This window comes from Rhodoblastus sp. (assembly GCF_019449565.1).
Lineage (GTDB): Bacteria > Pseudomonadota > Alphaproteobacteria > Rhizobiales > Beijerinckiaceae > Rhodoblastus.
In genome coordinates this window covers 41,690-66,251 of sequence record NZ_JAGRPM010000013.1, presented here as the reverse complement: position 1 = coordinate 66,251, position 24,562 = coordinate 41,690, and the positions used below count along the sequence as shown (strand labels likewise).

The 24,562-nt window shown below is 65.2% G+C and carries 17 protein-coding genes; 5 read left to right on the top strand and 12 right to left on the bottom strand.

Going from position 1 to position 24,562, the window contains the following annotated elements; all coding sequences use genetic code 11:
• Window positions 1-5: 5 nt before the first annotated feature.
• Complete coding sequence (locus QZ409_RS03005) at window positions 6-5,468, bottom strand: glycosyl transferase family 36 (RefSeq protein WP_296706964.1); 5,463 nt, start codon at window positions 5,466-5,468, stop codon at window positions 6-8.
• Window positions 5,469-5,678: 210 nt separating this feature from the next.
• Between QZ409_RS03005 and QZ409_RS03000 the strand changes: the two genes are divergently transcribed.
• Together QZ409_RS03000 and QZ409_RS02995 are read left to right on the top strand one after the other, a co-directional pair.
• A complete protein-coding gene (locus QZ409_RS03000; RefSeq protein ID WP_296706961.1) occupies window positions 5,679-6,428 on the top strand; it encodes a sulfite exporter TauE/SafE family protein in 750 nt (249 codons plus the stop codon).
• A 13-nt stretch (window positions 6,429-6,441) separates the two neighbouring features.
• On the top strand, window positions 6,442-7,449 hold the full coding sequence (locus tag QZ409_RS02995; protein WP_296706959.1) for an NAD(P)H-quinone oxidoreductase: 1,008 nt from the start codon (window positions 6,442-6,444) through the stop codon (window positions 7,447-7,449).
• Between the two features lie 81 nt (window positions 7,450-7,530).
• Here QZ409_RS02995 and QZ409_RS02990 read toward each other — a convergent pair whose 3' ends face one another.
• The 8 genes from QZ409_RS02990 to ilvD form a co-directional block, all read right to left on the bottom strand.
• Window positions 7,531-7,920 carry a helix-turn-helix transcriptional regulator gene (locus QZ409_RS02990; protein ID WP_296706957.1) on the bottom strand — a complete coding sequence of 130 codons (390 nt, stop codon included), beginning with the start codon at window positions 7,918-7,920 and terminating at the stop codon, window positions 7,531-7,533.
• 266 nt (window positions 7,921-8,186) lie between these two features.
• Window positions 8,187-8,948 (bottom strand): class I SAM-dependent methyltransferase, encoded by a 762-nt coding sequence (locus tag QZ409_RS02985; protein WP_296706956.1) that lies wholly within the window; start codon window positions 8,946-8,948, stop codon window positions 8,187-8,189.
• 10 nt (window positions 8,949-8,958) lie between these two features.
• Window positions 8,959-9,750, bottom strand: coding sequence for an enoyl-CoA hydratase (locus QZ409_RS02980; RefSeq protein WP_296706953.1), 792 nt, complete (start codon window positions 9,748-9,750; stop codon window positions 8,959-8,961).
• A 52-nt stretch (window positions 9,751-9,802) separates the two neighbouring features.
• Complete coding sequence (locus QZ409_RS02975; RefSeq protein ID WP_296706951.1) at window positions 9,803-10,474, bottom strand: 3'-5' exonuclease; 672 nt, start codon at window positions 10,472-10,474, stop codon at window positions 9,803-9,805.
• Window positions 10,475-10,483: 9 nt separating this feature from the next.
• The gene (locus tag QZ409_RS02970; RefSeq protein WP_296706949.1) at window positions 10,484-12,280 is read right to left on the bottom strand and encodes a putative nucleotidyltransferase substrate binding domain-containing protein; all 1,797 of its coding nucleotides are present in this window, start codon (window positions 12,278-12,280) and stop codon (window positions 10,484-10,486) included.
• A gap of 90 nt (window positions 12,281-12,370) precedes the next feature.
• Window positions 12,371-14,050, bottom strand: a complete 1,680-nt coding sequence (locus tag QZ409_RS02965; RefSeq protein ID WP_296706947.1) for a cation acetate symporter — start codon at window positions 14,048-14,050, stop codon at window positions 12,371-12,373.
• A complete protein-coding gene (locus tag QZ409_RS02960) occupies window positions 14,050-14,355 on the bottom strand; it encodes a DUF485 domain-containing protein (protein ID WP_296706945.1) in 306 nt (101 codons plus the stop codon). Before QZ409_RS02960 ends, QZ409_RS02965 begins: the two co-directional genes overlap by 1 nt.
• A 281-nt stretch (window positions 14,356-14,636) precedes the next feature.
• On the bottom strand, window positions 14,637-16,475 hold the full coding sequence (gene ilvD / locus QZ409_RS02955) for a dihydroxy-acid dehydratase (protein WP_296706943.1): 1,839 nt from the start codon (window positions 16,473-16,475) through the stop codon (window positions 14,637-14,639).
• 217 nt (window positions 16,476-16,692) lie between these two features.
• Between ilvD and shc the strand changes: the two genes are divergently transcribed.
• Window positions 16,693-18,747 carry a squalene--hopene cyclase gene (gene shc, locus QZ409_RS02950; protein WP_296706941.1) on the top strand — a complete coding sequence of 685 codons (2,055 nt, stop codon included), beginning with the start codon at window positions 16,693-16,695 and terminating at the stop codon, window positions 18,745-18,747.
• Window positions 18,748-18,776: 29 nt separating this feature from the next.
• On the opposite strand, the gene QZ409_RS02945 is transcribed toward shc, so the two are convergent.
• Both QZ409_RS02945 and QZ409_RS02940 read right to left on the bottom strand, forming a co-directional pair.
• A complete protein-coding gene (locus QZ409_RS02945) occupies window positions 18,777-19,397 on the bottom strand; it encodes a ribonuclease HII (protein ID WP_296706939.1) in 621 nt (206 codons plus the stop codon).
• Window positions 19,397-20,311, bottom strand: a complete 915-nt coding sequence (locus QZ409_RS02940; protein WP_296706937.1) for a uracil-DNA glycosylase — start codon at window positions 20,309-20,311, stop codon at window positions 19,397-19,399. The genes QZ409_RS02945 and QZ409_RS02940 overlap by 1 nt, the downstream gene beginning before the upstream one ends.
• A gap of 161 nt (window positions 20,312-20,472) precedes the next feature.
• Here QZ409_RS02940 and QZ409_RS02935 point away from each other — a divergent pair, with 161 nt between their 5' ends.
• A complete protein-coding gene (locus QZ409_RS02935) occupies window positions 20,473-22,146 on the top strand; it encodes an electron transfer flavoprotein-ubiquinone oxidoreductase (RefSeq protein WP_296706935.1) in 1,674 nt (557 codons plus the stop codon).
• 110 nt (window positions 22,147-22,256) lie between these two features.
• Window positions 22,257-22,838 carry a hypothetical protein gene (locus QZ409_RS02930; RefSeq protein ID WP_296706934.1) on the top strand — a complete coding sequence of 194 codons (582 nt, stop codon included), beginning with the start codon at window positions 22,257-22,259 and terminating at the stop codon, window positions 22,836-22,838.
• Between the two features lies 1 nt (window position 22,839).
• Here the strand turns inward: QZ409_RS02930 and QZ409_RS02925 are convergent, their stop codons facing one another.
• Window positions 22,840-24,474 carry an FMN-binding glutamate synthase family protein gene (locus tag QZ409_RS02925; RefSeq protein WP_296706932.1) on the bottom strand — a complete coding sequence of 545 codons (1,635 nt, stop codon included), beginning with the start codon at window positions 24,472-24,474 and terminating at the stop codon, window positions 22,840-22,842.
• Window positions 24,475-24,562 lie beyond the last annotated feature (88 nt).

The window sequence follows — 24,562 nt, the reverse complement described above, 5'->3', positions numbered from 1 at the left end:
GAAGATCAGGAGGCCTCGACGCCCTCGCGCGCTTCGGCCTCGATCCGCTTGCCCTTGAAGGTCACGCTCTTGAGGCGCAGGCCGGCCTTGTCATCGAAGGCGTCGGCGCGCAGCTTCAGCTCGCCTTCCTCGACGCGAACGCCCAGCAAGGCGTAAGCGGCGGAGGTCATGCGGGCGGCGGCGCCGGTGTACCAGGCCCAGCCGCCACGCCCCTCATAGCCCGGTCCATCATAGACGTCGGCTGGCTGCTGGTGCGGCGGCAGGCCGTAAAGGTCGATCTTGTCAGGGCCGGTCTTGGTCAGCGGAGACAGCGATTCCCAGACTTGAAACGCCCGGGCGAGATCGCGCGACGCCTGCGCGGCGTCGCCCTCCGCCGCCGCCTTTTCCGCCAGCCTGACCAGAGCGTCCACGAACCAGGACGAGCCATGGGTATATTGCCCGCCGTTTTCGCGCACGCCGGGCGGATAATCCGCGCTGCGGCCCGGGAAGGGCTTGGAGTTCTCGTCATAGGGCGGCGTCACCAGCAGCACGCGATCGCCCTTGTCGAGCGCGGCGAGGCCGTTTTCCAGCGCCTTGCGCCCGCGCTCGCTCTGCACGGCGCCGGAGAGCGCCGGCCACGCGGAGGACATCGCGCCGAGCGGCAGGAATTCCGCGCCGTCGTCGCCGAAGGCGCGCACGAAACGGTCGCCGCGCCAGCAGGAATCAAGCGCCGCCTGCAAGTTCAGCGCGCGCTCGCGGTAATCTTCCGCGAGCTTCTGCTGTCCGCGCGCCTCGGCGAGCGGCGCGAAGCGCGTGAGGATGTCATAGAGGAAAAAGCCGACCCAGACGCTCTCGCCCTTGCCCCGGAAGCCGACCAGATTCATCCCGTCGTCCCAGTCGCCGGCCCCCATCAAAGGCAGGCCGTTCTTGCCAACGCGGCCCAATGTATAAGCGATGGCGCGGCGGCAATGGTCGTAAAGGCTGGCGCTCTCGTGCGAAAGCGTCGGCGCGACCACCGCGCCCTCGACGCCGCGCGGCAGGTCCGCGCCTTCGACGAAGGGCAGTATCTCGTCGAGAACCGCCATGTCGCCGGTCGCCGCGACGTAGCGCGCGGTGACATAGGGCAACCAGAGATGCGGATCGGACGCATGGGTCCGCTCGCCGATGCCGACGTCGCCCGAGGGCGCCTCATGCCACCATTTCAGCACATCGCCTTCGACGAACTGCTGGCGGCCATGCAGCAGGATCTGCTTGCGGGCCAATTCCGGCGCGAGCGCGACCAGCGGCAGCACATCCTGCAACTGATCGCGGTAGCCATAGGCGCCCGAACGCTGCGACGGGCCGGTGCGCCCCCACAGGCGCGCGGTCAATAATTGATAGGGCAGCCAGTCGTTGACGAGGCGGTCGAATTCAGGCCGGTTGGTCTCGATGCGCAAGGTTCCGAGCAGGTCCTCCCAGAATTTCTCCAGCGCCGCGAATTTCTCTGTCGCGAAATCGAGCGAGGCGGCGCGCGCGGCAAAGGCCTGCGCGGCTTCGAGCGTGGGCGCCGCGCCGAGGACGACGCAGACCCGCGCCTCGCCGTTGGGCGGTGCGGCGATCACGCCGGAGAAACCCGCCGCGCGGCGGCCGTCATCTTCCGCGCCGGAGTCGGCATGGCCGAATTCGGCCAGGAATGGCGGCAGCGGATCGCTTGTCGCGCGGCCAGGATTACGGCCAAGAATTTTGGCGCGCGACGTTTCGCTGGCGTCGGCGTCGAGCGAGGTGGCGACAAAGGCCCAGCCGCCCACGAAGGCATTGCCCGGATTAGCGAAATAAAGCGCGTTACCGCTCGGGTCGGCTTGCGTCCTTACGGCGCCGAGACCGTCGGGCGGGGTTTCGGCCAGGATGATCTCCAGCATCGGAACCACGCGGTAGAACTGCTCGCGGTCGGTGCGGTTGCGCAAGGTGAGCTGAAGCACCTCGACCGCCTCGTCGGGCGCGACGAAACTCGTCAGCTCCAGACCGAGCCGTGGGCTCTCGCTGCGATGGAGCGCGTAGCCGCGCCCGAAGGCCGCATCATATCGCGTGTCCGCGCGGCGCAAAGGCAGCAGGGTCGCGCAATGCGCCTCGCCATTTTCCTTTTCCACCACATAGATCGCCTGCCCGGGCGGGGCGTTGCGGCCCTCGCCCATGCGGAAGGGCGTCAAGCTGTTGGCGCGGGCGTTGCGATGGAAGGCGAACAGATCGCCGTCATGCGAGGCGACGACGCCCAACCCATGCGGTCCCGCCATGACATGGGCGAAGGGGCGCGGCGCTCCCGGCGCGGTCTTCACTTCGCGGCCATCGGCGGAAAAGGCGAAGCGCGCCCCGGCGGGCACGATGGCGGGCGCGAGGACGCGGCGACGGGCGAAGGTTTCGGCCAGTTGGTCGGGCGCGAGCGTCGCGCCGCCATGCCGCGCGATGAGCTTCGCCGCGCTGACTTCGTCTTCGGCCCAGCCGTCGAGGAAGACCAGTTCAATCGCGCCCTCGGCGGGAAGATCGACCTCCAGCATCAGGGCGGCGCAAGGCTCGAACGTATAGAGCAGGCCTTCGTCGGCGGGGTCGCGCAGGGTCAGGCCCTGCGCGAACACATCCGGGTCGCGGCGCTGGCCGAGGCCGAAGAAGCGGCCGCGCGAATCTTCATAGCCGATCAGCCGCGCCGCTTCATTCGGCTGCGCGGCGTGGAAGGCGATCTCGCGCGAAAGGCGCTTGTCGGCGAAGTCGCCGGCCTGATTCTTTAGCAGGCGGTTGCGGGCGAAGATCGCCCCGAGGGGACGCACGAAAAAAGTGCCGACATGAAGCGCGTTATAGGCCGCGTCGCGCCGCTCGACGCCGCCATCGTTCATCACCAGGTCGCGATAGCTGGCGACGCGCAATTTGCGCGCGACATTGAGCTGGTTGGTCAGCCGGACGCGCCAGATTGCGACGGCCTCGCCCGGCGCCAGTTCGACGACGGCCTCGCAGCGCAATCCATTGCGCTCGCCGCGTAAAAGGGCCTGGACCTTCGACACGCTCTCGAATTCGCCGAAGCCCGCGCCGGTCGGCGCCTTGCCGAGCGACCACAGGCGCGGCGCGCCGCTCTCCCGCGCCTCGCTGAAATAGAGGAAGGCGCCGCGAGGCAGGATCGGATCGTCCGCCATGCGGGTCATGTCGATTGGCGGCCCGCGCCGCGCCGCCGCCTCGACGCGGAAGGAGCCCTGTCCGTCGCGCCCCAGATTCAGCGTGAGCAGGCCGTTGCCGACCGCGCCGGTCGCGGCGGCGCTTTTGGCCCCCGCGCGCGGGCGGGTCAGGATGAAGATCGTCAAGGCGAGGCAGGCGCCGAGCGCGAACAGGCCATAGCCGATCAGCAGGCTGGAGAGCGGGGCGACCGGCCCCTTCGCCGCCGCCTCCGCACCGCTCCAGGCCTTGTCCCATTCGGCCCCGCGCGGAATGTAGAAAGGAATGAGCAGCGGCGCCCAGGTGCCGAAACGGCGAATGCCTTCCGGGATCACGCGCGAGCGCGCCTTGGCGCCGAGGAAGCGCGCGGCGCGCTCGTCGGCCATGTCGCCGCCGACGAAGGACAGGTTCACCAATGTGGCGACGCGAAGGCCCATGTGGTCGAACCAGATCAGCACGCGCAGCCAGTCATAGGTCAGCAGCGCCGTGAACACGGCGAGGCTCCAGTCGCGGAACTGCGACGGCGGCAGCGCGGCGCTCATATAGGTCGCGACAGTCGTGCGGATCAGGCCGTCCTGATTATACCATTGCGGATCGGGCGCGACCTTGAGGAAGGCATAGATGATCGGCGCCATCCACAGGCCCCAGCGCAGCACCACGATGGCGTTGTCGGCAAGGGCGCGCGCGCCCTCCGCGCTGAACAGCTGGCGTAGCGGCGCGAGATCGCGCTTCAGCAGCGCCGTCAGGAAGAAGATGTTGATGCTGAACAAAGGCGCGGCGAAAATCCACTGGATCACGCCCGAGAGCGATTCCAGATAGAGCAGTTTCACGCCGCCCTCGACCATGCCCATATTGGTCGCGCCCCATTTCGAGAAGAAGGGCGTGATGACGTAAGCGCTTTCGGCATGGCCCAGCGCGCCGTAATTGACCGCGACGTGATCGAAAAAATGGGCGCGCACGACGCCGAGCTGGCCGAGGTCGAAATACCACGAGATCGCGCCGCCGAGCACGCCGCCAAGCAGCGCCCCGAGCGCATAGGGACGCCAGCCGCGCGGGCGGGTGCGCAGCCCGCCGGCCATGTCCGAAATATCGCCATAGAGCAAGGCGCCGACATAGGCGAGCGCGCCGACCGCCAAGCCGAACAGGAAGCGCTCATCGCCCGGCGCCGAGGGCAACCCGCGCCCGAACGCTTGCAACAGGCCGATTCCGCAAATGGCGCCCGCGCAGAAATTGCTCGCGGAATGATATTGCGCGGCAAGGCGCTTGTGGAAGGGCGGCGTGGAATCGGTCGATTCCAGAATGGTCCGCGCCAGCGGGAACAGCAGCGCGCCCACGATCGCCGCTCCGATCGAGCCCGAGCGCAGCAGAAGCGCGACCGCCTCGGGCTGGCCGATGAAGGCGTCGAAGGCCAGCAGCAGGCCGATGAAGACCGCGCCATAGACGGCGCCCTTGGCGGCGCCCGTGCGCCAGATCTCATAGAGCTTGCGCCCGACCGGCGGCGCGTCGTGCAAAATATCGCCAAGCACGGCGGTGACGAGATAGACCTCGGCCCACAGCCCTGCCTGCGCCAGCGCCGCCGCGAAAGCGGAAACCGCGATGCGCAAAGGCGCGACGAGTCCGGCGACAAAGGGCGTCGAACCGGCGGCGGCGATCGGCGGCGTAGCGGCGGCGCAGAAAGCGGCGAGCAGCAAGACGCCGTGAAGTAGTGCGCCATGGGCCACGCGACGGCCCATGGCGAGGCAGGCGCCATAGACTATGGCCTCGTTGACGACAAAGAGAACGAGGCCGCGTAAAAAAACGCGCGCCAGCGGCAGCGGCGCGCCGAAGGTGAGCGCGCCGGCCGCGCGGTCGAGCAGAGGCGAGCCGAGGCCGAGCAGAAGATTGAACACGAATGGCAGGACCAGCAGAGCGACGCAGGCTTCGACGCCGGTTCGCTTCCCGCGCGTCATCCAGCCGCCCAGCGCTCCCGCGTAATAGAGCAGAATTGCGACAAGGCCCCCGACCGGGGAGAGACGCAGTATATCGGGATAATTCTGCGGCGCGGCCCAGAGCGCGAGATGCGGATCGACCGCCAGGCCGAGCGCGGACAGGGCGACGAAATCGACGGCGAAGGCGAGCCGCCCACGTCCGGCGCCCGAAAGCGCGATGGAAAAGCCGAGCAAGGCCAGAGCGCCCATCGCGCCGCCATAAAGGGCGGTGGACGCCGCGCCCTGGCTCGAGGCCCACACCGCGCCGGCCAGCAGCAAGGCGCTCAGAAAGCGCAACGGGCCATGTTGCGCGGGCGTGGCGAATTTGGACGGAGCAGGAGCCAACATTCTGGGCCTTCGCGTTTGATCTGGCGGCGAGCGGAAAGGAATCGGCCTGTTCAGGCAGCCATGATAGTGCAATTTTGGCGAATTGAGCGCCTGACCCGCGTCACGCGGCGAATTTGCCTGTCCTTTCAACAACAGTTTGGCCTTTTGGAGGAATAAGGCTAAAGGAGAAGCCGCGCTGGCGGCCTTGCGGCGCCGCCGGAAATCCCATCCATGCAGTTCCTCGTTGTCGTTCTCGCCGGCTTTGGCGCGGGTTTCATCAACGCCCTGGCGGGCGGGGGCTCCTTCCTCACCTTTCCGTCCCTGATCGCGGCGGGCCTGCCGGCCATCGACGCCAACGCCACCTCGACCATCGCGCTTTTTCCCGCGCAGGTGGCGACGACCTTCGCCTATCGCAGCAGCTTGAAGAAATCGCTCGAAGATCCGCGCATCGACGGCAAGATACTGGCGATCATCTCGCTCGTCGGCGGCTTTCTCGGCGCGCTTCTGCTACTCGCGACGCCGGAGCAGTTCTTCGAGCGCGCCGTGCCTTTCCTGCTGCTCGGCGCGACCCTCGTCTTCGCGGCGGGCATGGTCATGCCCCAGCAGGCCGAGAAACAATTGCTCAGCGCGACGGGCGTGCTGGTCGCGCAATGTTTCGTGGCGATCTATGGCGGCTATTTCGGCGGCGGCATCGGCATCCTGATGCTGGCGGCGCTGACGCTTTACGGGCTGAAGGACATCGTATTGATGAACAGCCTGAAAATGCTGCTCGCCACTTTGATGAACGCCACCGCGACCGGGGTCTTCCTGTTTTCCGGCCGCATCCATTGGCTGGAGGCGATCATCCTCTCGGCGGGCTCCATCGCCGGCGGCTTCGCGGGCGCCCATGCCGGATCGCGCATCCCGCCGCTTTTCGTGCGCCTGTTCGTGATCTTCATCGGCCTCGCGCTGAGCCTGCATTTCTATCTCAAAGCCTTCTGACCGGGAGCTCGCCTTGTCCACATTGCCCGCAAAAATGCGCGAAATCTTCTTCGACGGCGCCGGCGGCCCGGAGGTGATCAAGCTGCGCGAGGCCGCGGTCCCCACGCCGGGCGCGGGCAAGGTTCTGGTCGAGGTCGTCGCGGCCGGAATCAACCGTCCCGATTGCATCCAGCGCGCGGGGCTCTACCCGCCGCCGCCCGGCGAAAGCGAAGTCCCCGGCCTTGAAATCGCCGGTCGGGTCGTGGCGGTCGGCGAAAATGTGGACAATGTGAAGATCGGCGACGAAATCTGCGCGCTGGTCGGCTCGGGCGGCTATGCCGAATTCTGCCTCGCCGACGCCGCTCTCTGCCTGCCGAGGCCCAAGCCTCTGAGCCTGATCGAGGCGGCAGGCGTGCCGGAAACCTTCTTCACCGTTTATGACAATGTCTTCACGCGCGGCGCGCTGAAAGCCGGCGAGACGTTTCTGGTCCATGGCGGATCGAGCGGCATCGGCTCCACCGCGATCCAGCTCGCCAAACATTTCGGCGCGCGGGTTTTCGCCACGGCGGGCTCGGCGGAAAAGGTCGAATTCTGCAAGGGCCTCGGCGCGGATGTCGCGATCAATTACCGCGAGCAGGATTTCGTCGCCGAAGTGAAAGCGCTCACCGGCAAGAAGGGCGCGGATGTGATCCTCGACATGGTCGGCGGCCCCTATCTGCAGAAGAATGTCTCGGCGCTGGCGCCCGATGGTCGCCTGGTGCAGATCGCCTTCCTGCAGGGCAGCAAGGTCAAGGATTTCGACTTCATGAGCGTGATGCTCAAGCGCCTGACGCTCACCGGCTCGACCCTACGCTCGCGCCCGCTGGCGACCAAGGCCGCGATCGCCGCCGCCCTGCGGGAACAGGTCTGGCCCCTTCTCGACAGAGGCGCGGTGAAGCCGATGATCCACGCGCGTTTCCCGCTGGAACAGGCGCGCGCCGCCCATGAGCTGATGGAAACCTCGGCCCATCTCGGCAAGATCGTGCTGCTGACTGGAAAGTAATCAACTCACCCGCAAGGGGAGAATTTCCGCCGTCAGATGCACGTTATTGCCGAGTCCGTTGTCGCAACGCGCTGGCCGAACTCATCCATTGGCCATGCCCTCGAATTCCGCGTAGCTCGAAACGAGCGTCAGGACCAGCTGGCGCGCGTCATGATCGCGGATACGGGCGAAATCGCGCAACAGCCGCTCTTCGTCATTCGCCGCCCGGGCGTCGTCGTCCGTCAACCGCACCAGGCCTGCCGCCGTCACCGAGAAGCCTTCGAAAAACGCCGATGGCGGCGCCCGCAGGACGCGCGACAATACCCGCATCAGATCGGCTGAAATGCGCTCCCGGCCCTCTTCGAGATCGTCCAAGCGGCTGGGCGAAATCCCAAGTATCCGGGACAGGACATCCGGCGTCACGCCCCGGTCCTGCCGCAGGAAACGCAATCTGGCTCCGACATGCCGGTCGATGAAATTATTGGTCTTCATGTGATTTTTCACGGGATCGAAATGGGGCAAACCGTCCTTCCGCCGCCTGTTTTGCGGCCATACAGGCCGCTCTGGAGGGCGGGCGGGAATTCGTTTGCATTTGAATAAATTTCTACAAAAATGCGGCAGCTATGCAACTTAATGAAGGGTTAATCATGAATTTAAGCATGTTTTCACGTTACGTCAGCAAACAATGTTAAATACTTAACGATTACTCGCAAGCAATGCTTCCGTCCCACTCACCCTTTCCGCGAAAAACATTAATGTTACGTGGCGACAGCAATGAACATCGCGGCGTCGAGCAGGAAGGAACCGTCGTCTTCGACCGCGAAAAAAGAGCGGGTTTCGGCGCTGGCCTTTTGCTGAAGCAGACGGATCGCCTCCGCGAGCGGGGCCGGCGTGCCGATGCGGCTGGTCCAGACGGCGAAATCCATGCGCAGACGCCAGCTTTCGCGAGACTCGACGGAAAAGCCCGCCTCCGCCAGCATCGCGCCCCATTCGGCAAGGCTGTAATCGCGCACATGCGAGACGTCGCGCAGCAATTCGATCGCCTGGAGATGTGTGTCGAGCGCTGGGTCGGCGGGTGAAACAATATCGATAAAGACAGCGGGGGCGCCCGCGCGCAGCACGCGGCGGGCCTGATGCAATCCGGCGCGGGCGTCGCGCCAATGGTGCGCGGAAAAACGGCTGGCGATAAAGTCGAAACAGGCGTCGGGGAAAGGCAGGTTTTCCGCCGAGGCCTGAACGGTCTCGACATTACCGAGTCCGCGGCGTTCTGCTTCGGCCGCGACGACCGCCAGCATATCCGCCGACAGGTCGACAGCCGCGACGGCGCCCGAAACGCCCGCCAAAGCATAAGCGACATGGCCGCCGCCAGCCCCGAGGTCCAGCGCCCGCTTTGGCGCGACCCGCGCGGCGCGCGCGGTCAGCGCGGCGAGATCGGCGCCACCGGCATGGACCGCGCTTTCGACATAGGCCCGCGCATGAGCGCCAAACTGGCGCTCTGTCAGCGCATCATGATCTTGCATCACCGCGATCCTATTCTCCGCGCCATTGCGGCGGCCTTTTGGCGAGAAAGGACTCCATGCCTTCCTGGAAATCCGCGCTGCGATAGCACATGACGACGAGATCCTCGCCCGTCTCCATCGGCGGGCGCAGCCGCAACAAAGCCTCCTTGGTCGCGCGCAGGGTGAGGGGCGCATGGCCCGCCACGGTTTTCGCCAGTTCCTCGGCCCGAGCGGCCAGCGCCTCCGGCGCGACGATCTCGCCGACCAGCCCGAACAGCCGGGCCTCATCGGCGTCGATCAGGCGGGCGGTGAAAAGCAGGTCCTTGACCCGCGCCGCGCCGATAATGTGAGCGAGACGGCCGTAATTGGCGACCGACAGACAATTGCCGAGCGTGCGCGCGATCGGAAAGCCGAATTTGGCGTTGCTGGCCGCGACGCGCAGGTCGCAGCAGGCGGCGATGGCCGCGCCGCCGCCGGTGCAGGCCCCGGCGATGGCCGCAATGGTCGGCGCGCGGCATGTCTCCAGAGCGGAGAGCACGCGCTCGATCTTGATCTCGTAATCGACGGCGTCCTGAGCCGATTGCAGCGCGCGAAATTCCGCAATATCCGTGCCGGCGGCGAAGGCCTTGTCGCCTGCGCCATAGATCAGCAGCGCGCGGATGGAGCGATCCTCATTCGCCTTTTCGCAGGCCTCGCGCAAATGCTCGTACATTTCGAATGTAAGCGCGTTGCGCGCCTGCGGGCGGTTGAACACGAAATGCGCGATGCCGTCGCGGTTCTCGAAAAGGGTGACGTCGCTCAAAGCTCGCTCCTGTGGCCTCATCGCGCCTTGAATAAGCCGATCCAGGCAAGCTTACAACGCTCTCGGCCCAGGTTTACATGCCATGGAAATCGCTGGATGGCTTGATGCGCGGCCGGGCGATGCGGATGTCGCGCGCCACGTAATCCTTCAGGTTCACATAGATCATCGCCGTCATCAGCGCGTCCGAGAAGGCGTCGTGCTGGTTGAATAGCGGCAGGTTCAGATCGCGCAGGATATTGGCGAAGGTCAGGTCGATCTGCGTGCCGGGCGGCGCATCGCCATATTTGCGCTCGTAATATATGCCGGACACTTCGATGCGCGGGTTGGGCAGATGGATGCCGAGCAGTTCCGCGACGTCATTATTGAGCATCGCGATATCGAAATCGATATAATAGCCGATCAGCGGCCTTCCGCCGATGAAACGCAGCAGATCGGGCATGATCTCGATCATCGGGCGCGCGTTGCAGACATCGATCTCGCGCAGGCCATGCACCTTGATCGCCTCCGCCGCGATCGCCACGCGCGGCCTCACCACGGCCTGAAAGGTCTCGCTCGCCAATATCCTATCGCCCCGGATCTTGATCGCCGCCACCGAGATGATTTCGTCGCGGCTGGGGTCGAGGCCGGTCGTTTCGCAATCGATCGACACGACCTCGTCGGGCGGGCCGGGCTCGAACAAGAAGCGATAGCTCTTGTCGCGCAGCGTCACGTGATCCAACTTCCGCATCAGCCAGCGCAGAGCCATGACGGAGTCCTAGAACATATGCAGGTTGAAGCGACGGCGGACGAGTTCCCGCAATTGCTTCACGATCTGGAAGGAATCGCGCAGCAGGTCGCGGTCCATACTGGTCAGCGTCGCCGGCTTCAGCAGGCTGGCGCTCTTCGCCGCGTCGATCTGCGCATCGAGCCGGATGGTCATGAGATAATCGAGCGCGCGGGCGAGATCGCGCGCAAAATCCTCCTTGATCATGCCAAGCTCCGCCAGTTTCGCCAGCCGCTTGAAGGTGTTGGTCTCCTCCAGCCCCTGCTCGATGGCCAGCGAGCGCACGCCATGGACGATGGGGAAGATGCCGCCCTTCTTCAGATCCAGCGCGTCGCCCTCGCCTTCCGCGGTCTTCAGCGTATTGAACAGGCCGATGGGCGGCTCGAAGGCCTCGATGGCCTTGGCGAAACGCGCGAGGCACACGCGTTCGTTGGCGATCTTTTCGACAAGATCCTTCTTGGCGCGGGCAAGCAGCGAGGCGTCGCCCGCCACCGCCTCGGCGTCGAAAAAGATCGCAATATTCATCGACGACTGTTCGTCGGGCGTCGTGGTCCACGACCTGAAGTCGGACATATATTCGGCGATCGTGCGCGACCATAGCGGGTTGTCGACCATCACATGGCCGGGACAGGGCGGGAACCCGAACTCCGCCAGCGCGGCGGAAAACTGCTCACGAAAACGGTTCAGCGCCGCCTCGTCTACCGGTTCGGACAGGATAAGGCCATTGTCCTGATCGGTGCGGATGGTCTGTTCGCCACGACCCTCGCTGCCCATCACGATGAGGCAGGCCTTGTCGCGCATTTCAGGCGGGCACAGGAGATCGAATAATTTGGCGAACAGGCGGCGGTTCAGGTCCGAGATGATCTCCGCCACCACTTCGAACTTCACACCCTGGCGGCGCAAAGGCCGCACCTGCTCGGCGATCTGCCTAGCGGCCGCGCTCAGCTCCGTGAGGGTCGAGGCGCGATCGATGCGGCCGACCACCAGCTGGGAATTGCCAGCGAAAAAGCTCAGCACATTGATGTCTTCGAGGATGCCGACATATAGGTCGCCCTCTTTCACCACGATGCGGCGCTTGTTGTATTTCGTCATCAGCAGCAAAACCTGCGAGACGAAATCGTCCGGCTCGACGGTGACGAGATCGAATTGCGCGAGGCTCTTCACCGGCTCCTCGATGGTCATGCCCTTGAGCACGACCGCCTTGGACAGATTCATGCCGGTGACGATGCCGGTGCGCTCGCCGTCGCGCACCAGCAGCGCGTTGCAGTCGATGTCGCGCATGATGCGGCCGGCCGAGGCGATGCTCTGGAACGAGTCGATGATCGCGGCGGGCATCAGGTAGAGATCCCTCACCCGCGCGCGCATCATGGATTCGATCTGGCTCGATTCGTCCTTCTGAGCCAGAGCTTCGAGCTTGCGCGAAATGTCGCTGTAGAAGAAGGCGCCGAAGCGCGGATTGGAATTGATGAGGCGCAGCACGTCCGCGCGGGGCGCGAGGGCGCAGAGGGTTTCCTCGCGCGCCGTGAAGCCGCTGACCCCGACGCCCTGCACCACGGCGCGGCTGTCGAAGAAATCCTTGGGACCAAGCAGGCCGACCAGTTCCCCCTGCTCGCGCTCCTCGATGCAGCCCTTGATGACAATATAGAGGCCTTCAGGCGCAGCGCCCTCGGCCACGATCGTCTCATTGGGGCGGAAATAGGCGATATCCATCGCTCCGCGCAGGGATTCGGCTTCTTCGGGAGTCAGGCGGTCGAATGGGGCCGTCGCATTGTCGAGTATGACGGACATGGTCACATCGCCGTAAATCGACGGCGCATTGGTGAAAATTCGGGGAAGACGAAAAAGGGCGCGGCTGATCCAGCCGCGCCCCGATCTTGCTTAGTGGGCCGACGCGCCGGCGGCCCCGATGCCCGTCTGCGAGCGGACATATTGGGCGTCGAAGCCCGCCCGGTCCTCGGCGCCGCGCGCGCTGGTGTCCAGCTTCGAGAACAGCCAGATGCCGGCGAAGGCGATGGCCATCGAGAACAGCGCAGGATTGCTGATCTGGAACATCGCCGAGCCCTTCGGATAGCCGAGCGTGGCTTCCCATACCGCCGGCGAGAAGATCACGCCGACGAGCGCCGAGATGAGGCCGAGGAAGCCGCCGATCACCGCGCCGCGGGTGGTCATGCCGCGCCACATCATGGACATCAGTAGCACCGGGAAGTTGCAAGAGGCCGCAATCGAGAAGGCGAGGCCGACCATGAAGGCGACGTTCTGCTTTTCGAAGACGATGCCGAGGATCACGGCGATGACGCCGAGAACGATGGTGGCGATCTTCGAGACGCGGATTTCGTCCTGCTCGTTGGCCTTGCCGCCTTTGACGACGGTGGCGTAGAGGTCGTGGCTGATCGCCGAGGCGCCCGCCAGCGTCAGGCCCGACACGACCGCGAGGATCGTGGCGAAAGCCACCGCCGAGATGAAGCCCAGGAAGACGTCGCCGCCGACCGCGTCCGCGAGATGAATCGCGGCCATGTTCGAGCCGCCCCGGATGCCCGCCAGACCTTTGGCGGCATCAGAGAGGAACATCGGATTGGTCGAAACCATCACGATCGCGCCGAAGCCGATGATGAAGGTCAGGATGTAGAAATAGCCGATGAAGCCCGTCGCGTAGAACACCGACTTGCGCGCCGCCTTGGCGTCGGCCACGGTGAAGAAGCGCATCAGGATGTGCGGCAGTCCGGCGGTGCCGAACATCAGGGCCAGACCCAGCGAAATGGCCGAGATCGGGTCGCTGATCAACGTGCCCGGTTCCATGATCGCAAGATGCTTGGGATGCACTTCGACCGCCTTGGCGAACAGCGCCGCAGGGCTGAAGCCATAGGCCGACAGAACCATGAAGGCCATGAAGGACGCGCCGGCGAGCAGCAGGCAGGCCTTGATGATCTGCACCCAGGTCGTCGCAACCATGCCGCCGAACGTCACATAGACGATCATCAGCGCGCCGACGCCGATCACGGCGTACATATAGGGCAGGCCGAACAGCAACTGGATCAGGGCGCCGGCGCCGACCATCTGCGCGATCAGATAGAAGGCGACAGTGACCAGCGTGCCGCAGGCGGCCAGAATGCGGATCGGCGTCTGCGAGAAGCGGAACGAGGCCACGTCGGCGAAGGTGAACTTGCCGAGATTGCGCAGAGGCTCCGCGATCAGGAAGGTCACGATCGGCCAGCCGACCAGCCAGCCCACCGAATAGATCAGGCCGTCATAGCCGTTCAGATAGACCAGGCCGGAAATGCCGAGGAAGGACGCCGCCGACATGTAATCGCCAGCGATGGCGAGGCCATTTTGGAAGCCGGTGATGCCGCCGCCCGCAGTGTAGAATTGCGCGGCGGATTTGGTGCGCTTGGCCGCCCAATAGGTAATGCCCAGCGTGAACATGACGAAGATCGCGAACATCGCGATCGCGGTCCAGTTGGTCGCCTGTTTTTCGACCTTGCCCGCGATGGCGTCGGCATAGGCCGACGACGAAAAGGCGGCGAGGGCCGCCGCCGAAATGAGAGACTTGAAGCGCGACATCACTTGCTCTCCTCGACGATCTGGCGGTTCAACTCGTCATAGCGGGCGTTGGCCCGGACGACATAGAAACCGGTGAGGACGAAAGCCGAAACGATAACGCCGAGACCGATCGGAATGCCGATCGTGGTGACGCCATTCGGCGAGATCGGCGTGCCGAGAAACGCCTTGTTGAAGGCGACGAGCAGGATGAATCCGAAATAGATCGCCAGCATGACCAGGCTGAGCGTCCAGCCCAACTTCTTGCGCGTGGCGACGAGCTCCTTAAATTTCGGATTTTGTTCGATTTCTAATGCAGTTGCGGCCATTACGGCACCTCCCGAGTTCCAGAGGCGTATTTTCGATGGTTCTTTTCGCCTGCGCGGCGTTCCCGACTGGACGCGAGAAGAGACCTTGACCGAATTACGCTCACTGCGACTTGTCTAACCCAGCCACTCCACCAAAGTGAGTTAGCACTTTGTCGAACATCTTCCATTAATTGCGCCGCAAAAGAAACGCCGCGCCGCAGATTGAGCTGCGGCGCGGCGGGAAAATTGGCGCGGGAAGGCGTGAAGGCGGAAAACGCAGTCCGTTCAGGGCGAGACGCGTCTCAGGGCACGACGCGCACGGCGCCTTTGGCGGCGCTCGTGGTCAGTGCGGCATAGGCGCGCAGCGCGGTGCTGACGGGACGGTCGCGGTCAAGCGGCTTCCAGGCGTCCTTGCCCCTGGCCTCCATTGCCGCGCGGCGCCGCGCCAGCTCCTCGTCGGCGACGTCGAGGCGCAGCACGCGATTCGGGATGTCGATCTCGATGCGGTCGCCGGTCTGGACGAGGCCGATCAGTCCGCCCTCCTCCGCTTCCGGCGAGACATGCCCGATGGAAAGGCCCGAGGTGCCGCCGGAGAATCGTCCGTCGGTAATGAGGGCGCAAGCTTTGCCGAGGCCCATGCTCTTCAGATAGGAGGTCGGATAGAGCATTTCCTGCATGCCCGGACCGCCGCGCGGCCCTTCATAACGGATCACGACCACGTCGCCTGCCTTGACCTTGCCGGTCAGGATGCCCTGCACGGCGTCGTCCTGGCTCTCGAACACCAGCGCGGGGCCGGTGAAGGTCAGGTTGCTGTCGTCGACGCCCGCTGTCTTCACGATGGCGCCCTCCTCGGCCAGGTTGCCGAACAGGACGGCGAGGCCGCCATCCTTGGAGAAGGCGTGCTCGGCCGAGCGGATCACGCCCTTGGCGCGATCGTCATCGAGCGCGTCATAGCGGCGCGACTGGCTGAAGGCGACCTGGGTCGGAATGCCGCCGGGCGAGGCGCGGAAGAAGGTGTTGAGGCCGATGCAGTCGTTGCGCTTGATGTCCCACTTCTTCAGCGCGGATTCGAGGCTCGCGCTATGCACGGAACGGACGTCGCGGTTGAGCAGGCCCGCGCGGTCGAGTTCGCCGAGAATGCCGAAAATGCCGCCCGCGCGATGCACGTCCTCGATATGGACGTCCGGCACGGAGGGCGCCACCTTGCACAGCACCGGGACGCGCCGCGACAGGCGGTCGATATCGGCCATCTGGAAATCCACGCCTCCCTCATAGGCGGCGGCCAGCAAATGCAGCACGGTATTGGTCGAGCCGCCCATGGCGATATCGAGCGTCATGGCGTTCTCGAACGCCTTGACCGTGGCGATGTTGCGCGGCAGCACGGAATCGTCGTCATGCTCGTAATAGCGGCGGCACAGTTCGACCGCCGTGCGTCCAGCCTGCAGAAACAGTTCCTTGCGGTCCGAATGGGTGGCGACGATGGTGCCATTGCCAGGCAGCGACAGGCCGAGCGCCTCAGTCAGGCAGTTCATGGAATTGGCGGTGAACATGCCGGAGCAGGAGCCGCAGGTCGGGCAGGCCGATCGCTCCATGGCGGCGACGTCCTCGTCGCTATTGCTGGCGTCGGCGGCGGCGACCATGGCGTCGATCAGGTCCACCGCCCTGGTCTTGCCCCCGATCACGACCTTGCCGGCCTCCATCGGACCGCCGGAGACGAACACCGCCGGAATATTGAGCCGCAGCGCCGCCATCAGCATGCCGGGCGTGATCTTGTCGCAATTGGAGATGCAAACGAGGGCGTCGGCGCAATGGGCGTTGGCCATATATTCCACGCTGTCGGCGATGATCTCGCGCGACGGCAGGCTGTAGAGCATGCCGGAATGGCCCATGGCGATGCCGTCATCGACCGCGATGGTGTTGAATTCCTTGGCGACGCCGCCCGCCGCCTCGATCTCACGCGCGACCAGCTGGCCAAGGTCCTTGAGGTGGACATGGCCGGGCACGAACTGCGTGAAGGAATTGACCACCGCGATGATCGGCTTGCCGAAATCGCCGTCCTTCATGCCGGTGGCGCGCCACAGGCCGCGCGCGCCGGCCATGTTGCGGCCGTGGGTGGAAGTGCGAGAGCGATACGGAGGCATGTTTTTCTCTTCTGGCGTCGATGCTTGGCGCCTCTCCTACAACTTTGCGCCCCGCGCGTCCATGTTTTGGCGCGCATGACCCCGTTTGCGCCGGCGCTGTCGCGCGCAAACGGCTTGGCTTTGCCGCGCGCCGTCTTTAAAGAATTGGCGCCGGGAATGACTTTTAAGCTCAACGCCGCGGACGCCCCTTGGCGCCATCAAGGCCGGGAAATATTTCGTGACGACTTATGATATCGAACAGCCTTCGCGCGCCGGAGCGTCGGACAATTTCCGCGCCGCGCTGCGCTCAAGCGCGCAAGCCGCGATCGATTGGCTGATCGCGCGCCAGAAGCCCGACGGCCATTGGGTCGGCCGCGCGGAATCCAACGGCTGCATGGAGGCGCAATGGCGCCTTTGCCTGTGGTTCCTGGGACTGGACGACCACCCGCTCTGCGCGCGACTGGCGCAGTCGCTGCTCGACACGCAGCGCGCGGACGGCGCCTGGGAGATCTATCACGCCGCGCCCAACGGCGACATCAACACCACCGTCGAGGCCTATGCGGCCCTGCGCGTCTCCGGCTATCGGGAGGACCATCCGGCTCTGGTCAAGGCGCAAAAATGGATCGAGACCAAGGGCGGCTTGCGCAATGTGCGCGTCTTCACCCGCTACTGGCTGGCCCTGATCGGCGAATGGCCGTGGGGAAAGACGCCCAACCTGCCGCCCGAGGTGATCTGGCTCCCGCTGTGGTTCCCGTTCAACATCTATCATTTCGCGCAATGGGCGCGGGCGACGTTGATGCCGATCGCCGTGCTGTCGGCGCGCCGGCCAAGCCGTCCCCTGCCGCCGGAGCGCCGTCTCGACGCGCTCTTTCCCGGCGGACGCGAGAATTTCGACTTCGACCTGCCGCCCAAGAAGAACGCCGGGGGCTGGGACCTGTTCTTTCGCAAGACCGACAAGGTCTTGCATGGCTTGCAGGAGTTCGGCCACAAGCATGGCCTGAGCCTGTGGCGCGGCGCCGCGGTCCGCCATGTGCTGGAATGGATCATCCGCCATCAGGATTCCGACGGCGGCTGGGGCGGCATCCAGCCGCCCTGGATCTACAGCCTGATGGCCCTGCATGTGGAGGGCTATGCGCTCGACCATCCCGTGATGGCCAAGGGGCTGGGTTGCCTCAACGATCCCGGCTGGCGCGTCGATATAGGCGACGCAACCTTCATCCAGGCGACCAACAGCCCCGTCTGGGACACCATCCTCGTCCTGCTCGCCTTCGACGACGCGGGCACGCCGGACCCGCACACCGAGGCGGTGGAAAAGGCGGTCGACTGGGTCCTGAAGCGGCAGGTTCTGGTTCCGGGCGACTGGTCGGTGAAGCTGCCGGGCGTGAAGCCGGGCGGCTGGGCCTTTGAATACGCCAATAATTCCTATCCCGATGTCGACGACACCGCCGTCGCGCTGATCGCGCTCGCGCCCTTCCGCGACGACCCGAAATGGCGGGCGCAGGGAATCGAGGAGGCGCTGCAGCGCGGCGTGGACTGGCTCATCGCCATGCAGAGTCAAAGCGGCGGCTGGGGCGCCTTCGACAAGGACAACGTCAATCAGCTGCTGACCAAGATTCCCTTCTGCGACTTCGGCGAGGCGCTCGACCCACCCTCGGTGGACGTCACCGCCCATGTCGTCGAAGCCTTCGCCCGGCTCGGCATTTCCCGCCACCATCCCACCATGGCCCGCGCCTTGGCCTTCCTGTGGACGCAGCAAGAGCCGGACGGTTCGTGGTTCGGGCGCTGGGGCGTCAATTATATCTATGGGATCGGCGCAGTGCTGCCGGCGCTCGCCGCCGCTGGCGAGGACATGGGTCAGTCCGCGATCGGCCGCGCCTGCGACTGGCTAAAATCCCGCCAGCAGAATCACGGCGGCTGGGGCGAAAGCTGCGCCTCCTATATGCAGGCGGAGAGCGCCGGACGCGGGACCGCCACCGCCTCGCAGACCGCCTGGGCCTTGATGGGGCTTGTCGCCGCCAATCGCCCGCAGGATCAGGACGCGATCGCCCGCGGCTGCCAATTCCTGATCGAGCGCCAGAGCGAGGGAACCTGGCCTGAGCCGGAGTTCACGGGAACCGGCTTCCCCGGCTATGGCGTCGGCCAGACCATCAAGCTGAACGATCCGCTACTCTCGGAACGACTGCAGCAGGGGCCGGAGCTGTCGCGCGCCTTCATGCTGCGCTACGGCCTCTATTGCCATTACTTCCCGCTGATGGCGCTAGCCCGGGTTTTGTGCGCAGCAAAAACCGCCTGACGCCGGTTGAAGCGGCTGTCGCGCCCGGATTAACGGCTCTCATCTTTCGCCGCCGCCCGCACCGGGGCATAGGAGCGCCGATGGTCCGGGCAAGGTCCGAGCGTCGTCAGCGCCTCAAAATGCGCTGGCGTCGGATAGCCGGCGTGACTCGCGAAGCCATAGCCCGGATTCAGCGCGTCGAGACGCGCCATCAGGCGGTCGCGCGTGACCTTGGCGACGATCGAGGCGGCGGCGATCGACATGCTGATCGCGTCGCCTTTGATGACGGCCCGCGCCGGACAGGGCAAGGACGGCAGGTCGCGGCCATCGACCAGCGCGAAACGCGGCGCGACCGCGAGTCCGCGCGCGGCGCGGCTCATGCAGGCCAGGGTCGCGCCCCGAATGTTCAGCGCGTCGATCTCCGCCGCCGGCGCCAACGTTACCGAGACCGCAAGCGCGCGCAAAAGAATCTCTTCGTAAAGCGCCTCGCGCCGCTGTTGCGAAAGTTTCTTGGAATCATCGAGGCCCTCGATCGGATTGTCGGCGTCGAGAATGACCGCCGAGACGCAGACCGGACCGGCGAGCGGGCCGCGCCCGACCTCGTCAATTCCCGCCACAGGCCAGAGCCCCTGCCGGATCAGTTCGGCCTCCAGTTCAAAATGGGCCGCCATCAGCTAAGGCCCGCCTTGTCGAGCGCGTGCTTCAGCGCGCGGAGATCGCGCCAGGCCTGCGCCTTTTTCATGGGCGCGCGCAAAAGATAGGCGGGGTGCAGCATCGGCAGAGCGCGGATGACCTTGTCGCCACAAGGATAGTCGCGCCAATGACCGCGCAGCCGCATGATCCCCTCTTTTTCGCCGAGCAGGGTCTGGGCCGCCGAGGCGCCGAGCGGGACAAGGAAATCCGGCGCGACCAGCTCGATCTGGCGGCGAATGAAGGGCAGGCACAAAGCCAGTTCCTGCGGGGTCGGCGCGCGGTTGCCGGGTGGCCGCCATGGCACGACATTGGCGATATAGACCTTGGTTCGGTCAAGGCCGATGGCCGCCAGCATCTTGTCCAGCAATTGCCCCGCGCGTCCGACGAAGGGACGGCCGATGCGATCCTCGTCCGCACCCGGCCCCTCGCCCACGATCATGATTCGGGCGTCCGGCGCGCCATCGGCGAAGACCAATTGCGTCGCCGAGTTCTTCAAAGCGCAACCGTCGAAGGCCGCGAGCCTCTCGCGCAATTCTTCGAGGCTTTGGGCGCTCTCCGCCTGTTCCCGCGCGCTGGCGGCGGCGGAATCATGGGACAGCGCGGCGGCAGGCGCAAACGAAGGACGCGGCGGAGGAGGAACGACAGGCGCGCGCGCCGAGGGCGGAGCCGCCGGCGTGGGACGCCGGGCGGCTTCGAAGGGCGCAAAATCGCTCGCCTCGGGCGGCAAAGCTGCTTCCGCTTCAATCGCCGCGACCGGCTCCGGCGCCGGCCGGAGCGAGAGCGCGAAACGATCGACCGGCGCCTCGCCAAGGGCGCAGTCCACGCCCATATCGGCATACCAGCGCAAAACTGCGGCTAATGTCCCCCGATCCATGGCGCTGGCGTCGATCATCGTCCCTTGTAACTTTCAGCGCTTGCCATCGCAATAGTTCATATATAAACTATTTGACGATATTTGCCGTTTGCCCTGTGGACAGCGCCGACAGGCGCGTTAAGAAGAATGCAAGCACAGTTTTGCCGGAGCGCGGATCCGGCGCCGTTCTGGAGACTCAGATGAGCGAAGTCGAGTTAGATCCCCGCGAGGCGATGGATTATGACGTTGTGATCGTTGGCGCGGGCCCCTCGGGTCTTTCGGCTGCGATCCGCCTGAAGCAGGTCAATCCGGAGCTTTCGGTTGTGGTGGTCGAAAAGGGCTCGGAAGTCGGCGCCCATATCCTGTCCGGCGCCGTGATCGATCCCATCGGCCTCGACAAGCTGCTGCCGGGCTGGCGCGAGGACGCCGACTGTCCGCTGAAGGTGCAGGTGACGGAAGACCGCTTCTATTACCTCGGCCCGTCCGGCGGAATCCGCCTGCCCAATTTCGTCATGCCGCCGCTGATGAACAATCACGGCAATTTCGTCGGCTCGCTCGGCAATGTCTGCCGCTTCCTCGGCGCCAAGGCCGAAGAACTCGGCGTCGAAATCTATCCCGGCTTCGCCGCGACGGAAGTGCTTTATAGCGACAAGGGCGAAGTGCTCGGCATCGCCACCGGCGACATGGGCGTCGGTCGCGACGGCCAGCCCAAGGACTCCTTTACGCGCGGCATGGAATTGCGCGGCAAGTACACGCTGTTCGCCGAGGGTGCGCGCGGGTCGCTCAGCAAAGAGATCATCGCCAAATTCGGTCTCGACGCCGACCGCGAGCCGCAAAAATACGGCATCGGAATCAAGGAGCTGTGGCGGATCGATCCGGCCAAACACCAGCCGGGCCTGGTGCAGCATTCCTTCGGCTGGCCGCTTTCGTCGGACACTGGCGGCGGCTCCTTCCTCTATCATATCGAGGACAACCAGGTCGTCGTCGGCTTCGTGATCCATCTGAACTACAAGAACCCGACGCTGTCGCCCTTCGACGAGTTCCAGCGCTTCAAGACCCATCCGATGGTGCGCGAGACCTTTGAGGGCGGCAAGCGGCTGGCCTATGGCGCCCGCGCGCTCACTGAAGGCGGCTGGCAATCCGTACCGAAACTTGCCTTCCCCGGCGGCGCGCTGATTGGCTGCTCGGCCGGATTTATGAATGTCCCGCGCATAAAAGGCTCGCATAATGCGGTGCTGTCGGGAATGGAGGCGGCGGAAGCGGCGGCCAGGGCGCTCGCAGCGGGCCGCGGCCATGACGAACTGGCCGATTATGAGGCCGGTTGGCGCTCCGGGCCGATCGGCGCCGACCTCAAGAACGTGCGCAACGTCAAGCCCCTGTGGTCGAAGCTCGGCACCTTCCTCGGCATTCCGCTCGGCGGCGTCGACATGTGGCTCAACAACACGCTTGGCCTGACCTTGTTCGGCACGCTGAAGCACGGCAAGCCGGATTACGCCACGCTCAAGCCGCTGAGCGCGGTCAAGCCGATCGTCTATCCCAAGCCTGACGGCGTCATCTCCTTCGACAAGCTGTCGTCGGTGTTCATGTCCAACACCAATCACGAGGAAGACCAGCCGGTCCACCTGAAGCTGGCGGACCCGTCAATCCCGACCTCGGTGAATCTTCCCGTCTATGGCGAGCCGGCGCGGCTCTATTGCCCGGCGGGCGTCTATGAAGTGCTCTATGGCGACGAGGCGGCGAAGAAGGACCCGCGCTTCGTCATCAACGCGCAGAATTGCGTCCATTGCAAAACCTGCGACATCAAGGACCCCGCCCAGAACATCACATGGACCACCCCCGAAGGCGGCGGCGGACCGAATTATCCCAATATGTGACGCAAAAAAGGGGAGCCGGCCAAAACCTCCCCTTTCTTTTTACGAAGTCTCAAGGCGCGACCGATAAAATCGCGCACTGCGCCAAATGCCGGCGCAAAAGAGACGCGGACATGCAGAAAAGATCGCTCCTTCCCCTCGCGTCCTTGCCCTTCGCGTCCTTGCCCCTCGCGCCCTTGCTCGCGGGCGCGGCGCTGGCCGCCCTGAGCGGCGATCCGGCGCTGGCGCGCGGTTTTGGCGAGGGCTCATCGCTGCCGATCGTCGACAATCTGGTGGACTGGATCGGCTTTCGCGACGTGACCGGCGACCGCCGCGACCTGTTCGCCTATAGCCTCATTGGCTACGCTCTCTTTTTCGGCACCCTGACCGACTTCGTTCTGCGCGAGCGCGGCTTCGGCAAGGCGCTGAATGGCGTGGTCGGAATTGCCGGAATCTGCCTCGCGCTGCATTTCGTCGGCGAGCGCCTTCCGGCGTTTCACGACACGACAGGGCCGATGCGCTTCAATCTCATGCTGATCGTCGCCGGCGCAGGCTCCGCCCTGACGCTCGTGGCGGCCGCAGTGCTCAAGAACGCCGCCATGGGGTTCCTGCAGCGCAATCTCGATCGCCTCTATCGCGCGCCGCCGCCCAAACCCCTGGCGACAGAACCGCCGCTCGATCCCCGGATCGCCTCGGCCCTGCGCGAAAAACGCTGATTTACGAAACCGTGCGCGGCGGCGAGAAATAATGCGCGCTGGCCCTGGCCCAGAGCGCCGCGAGACGTTGATCGCGCGCGCCGCGCAGCAGCTCGCCCTCTTCCAGTGGCGGATAGAGATCGGCGAAGCTGACCACCGTGCTTTCGGAAATGCGTCGGCGGAATAGATCCAGCTCGAACTGGCGCGGATGGTCCAGACCCGCCGCGGCCGTCAGCTCCGCGAGGCAATGCAGGGTCGCGCGATGGAAATTGGCGACGCGCTCGGTCTTGTCCGGGACATGGATGGCGCGTCCACGCCAGGCGTCCTGCGTCGCCACGCCCGTGGGGCAGGCGTCCGTGTGGCAGGACAGCGACTGGATGCATCCAAGCGCGAACATGAAGCCGCGCGCGCTGTTGCACCAATCGGCGCCGAGCGCCATGGCGCGCGCCATGTCGAAGGCGGTGAGGATCTTGCCGGAACTGCCTATCTTGACCTTGCCGCGCAGGCCGGCGCCGACCAGCGCGTCATGCACGAAGGTCAGCCCCTCGCGCATCGGCGTGCCGAGATGATCCATGAATTCCATGGGGGCGGCGCCGGTGCCGCCTTCCTTGCCGTCCACCACGATGAAATCGGGCCCCGTCCCGCTCTCCAGCATCGCCTTGCAGATCGCAAGGAACTCCACCGGCTGGCCAAGGCAGAATTTGATCCCCACCGGCTTGCCGCCGGAAAGCTCCCGCAGCTGGCTGATGAAGGCCATCAGCTCCAGCGGCGTCGAAAAGGCGCTGTGGCCGGGCGGCGAAATGCAGTCCTGACCCATGGGCACGCCGCGAATGGCCGAAATTTCCGGCGTGACCTTGGCCGCCGGCAGCACGCCGCCATGGCCGGGCTTGGCGCCTTGGCTCAGCTTGATCTCGATCATCCTGATCTGCGGATTGCGCGCGGCCTCGGCGAATTTCTCCGGCGAGAAGCGGCCCGCCGGCGTGCGGCAGCCGAAATAGCCGGAGCCGATCTCCCAGATCACGTCGCCGCCATTTTCGGCGTGATAGGGCGAGAAGCCGCCCTCGCCGGTGTCATGGGCGAAGCCGCCCCTCTTGGCGCCGCCGTTGAGCGCCCGGATGGCGTTGGCGCTGAGGGCGCCGAAGCTCATCGCGGAAATGTTGAGCACCGAGGCCGAATAGGGCTGCCGGCAACCCGGGCCGCCGATCGTGATGCGGAAAGGCTCGGTCGCCATCGGCCGGGGGCTGAGCGAATGCAGCATCCATTCGAAGCCGTCGGAATAGACCGACAATTGCGTGCCGAACGGCCGCTTGTCGAGCTGCATCTTGGCGCGTTGATAGACCACCGCGCGGCGGTCGCGACTGAAGGGCGCGCCGTCGGTCTCGCTCTCGAAGAAATATTGCCGCATCTCGGGGCGGATCTCTTCGAGGATGAAGCGCAGATGGGCGAGGATCGGATAATTGCGCAGCACCGAATGGCGCTTCTGGAACAGATCGCCCAATCCGACCACGGTCAGGCCGCCGAAGATCGCCAGCGGAATCGCCAGCAGATGGGCGCGCTCCGGGTGAAGCGCCATGGCGGCGAGCGCCCAGACGAAAAACAGGGCGCTGAGAAGCAAAGCGAAATGGCGCGGGGCGAAAATCAGGCTGAGCAGGCGCATGAGAATCCTCGGGCGGGAAAGACATATCACTCCAGAGCCGCGACTGTTCTATGACCTTTTGGCTGAGGCAAATGCTCGACAAATCCGC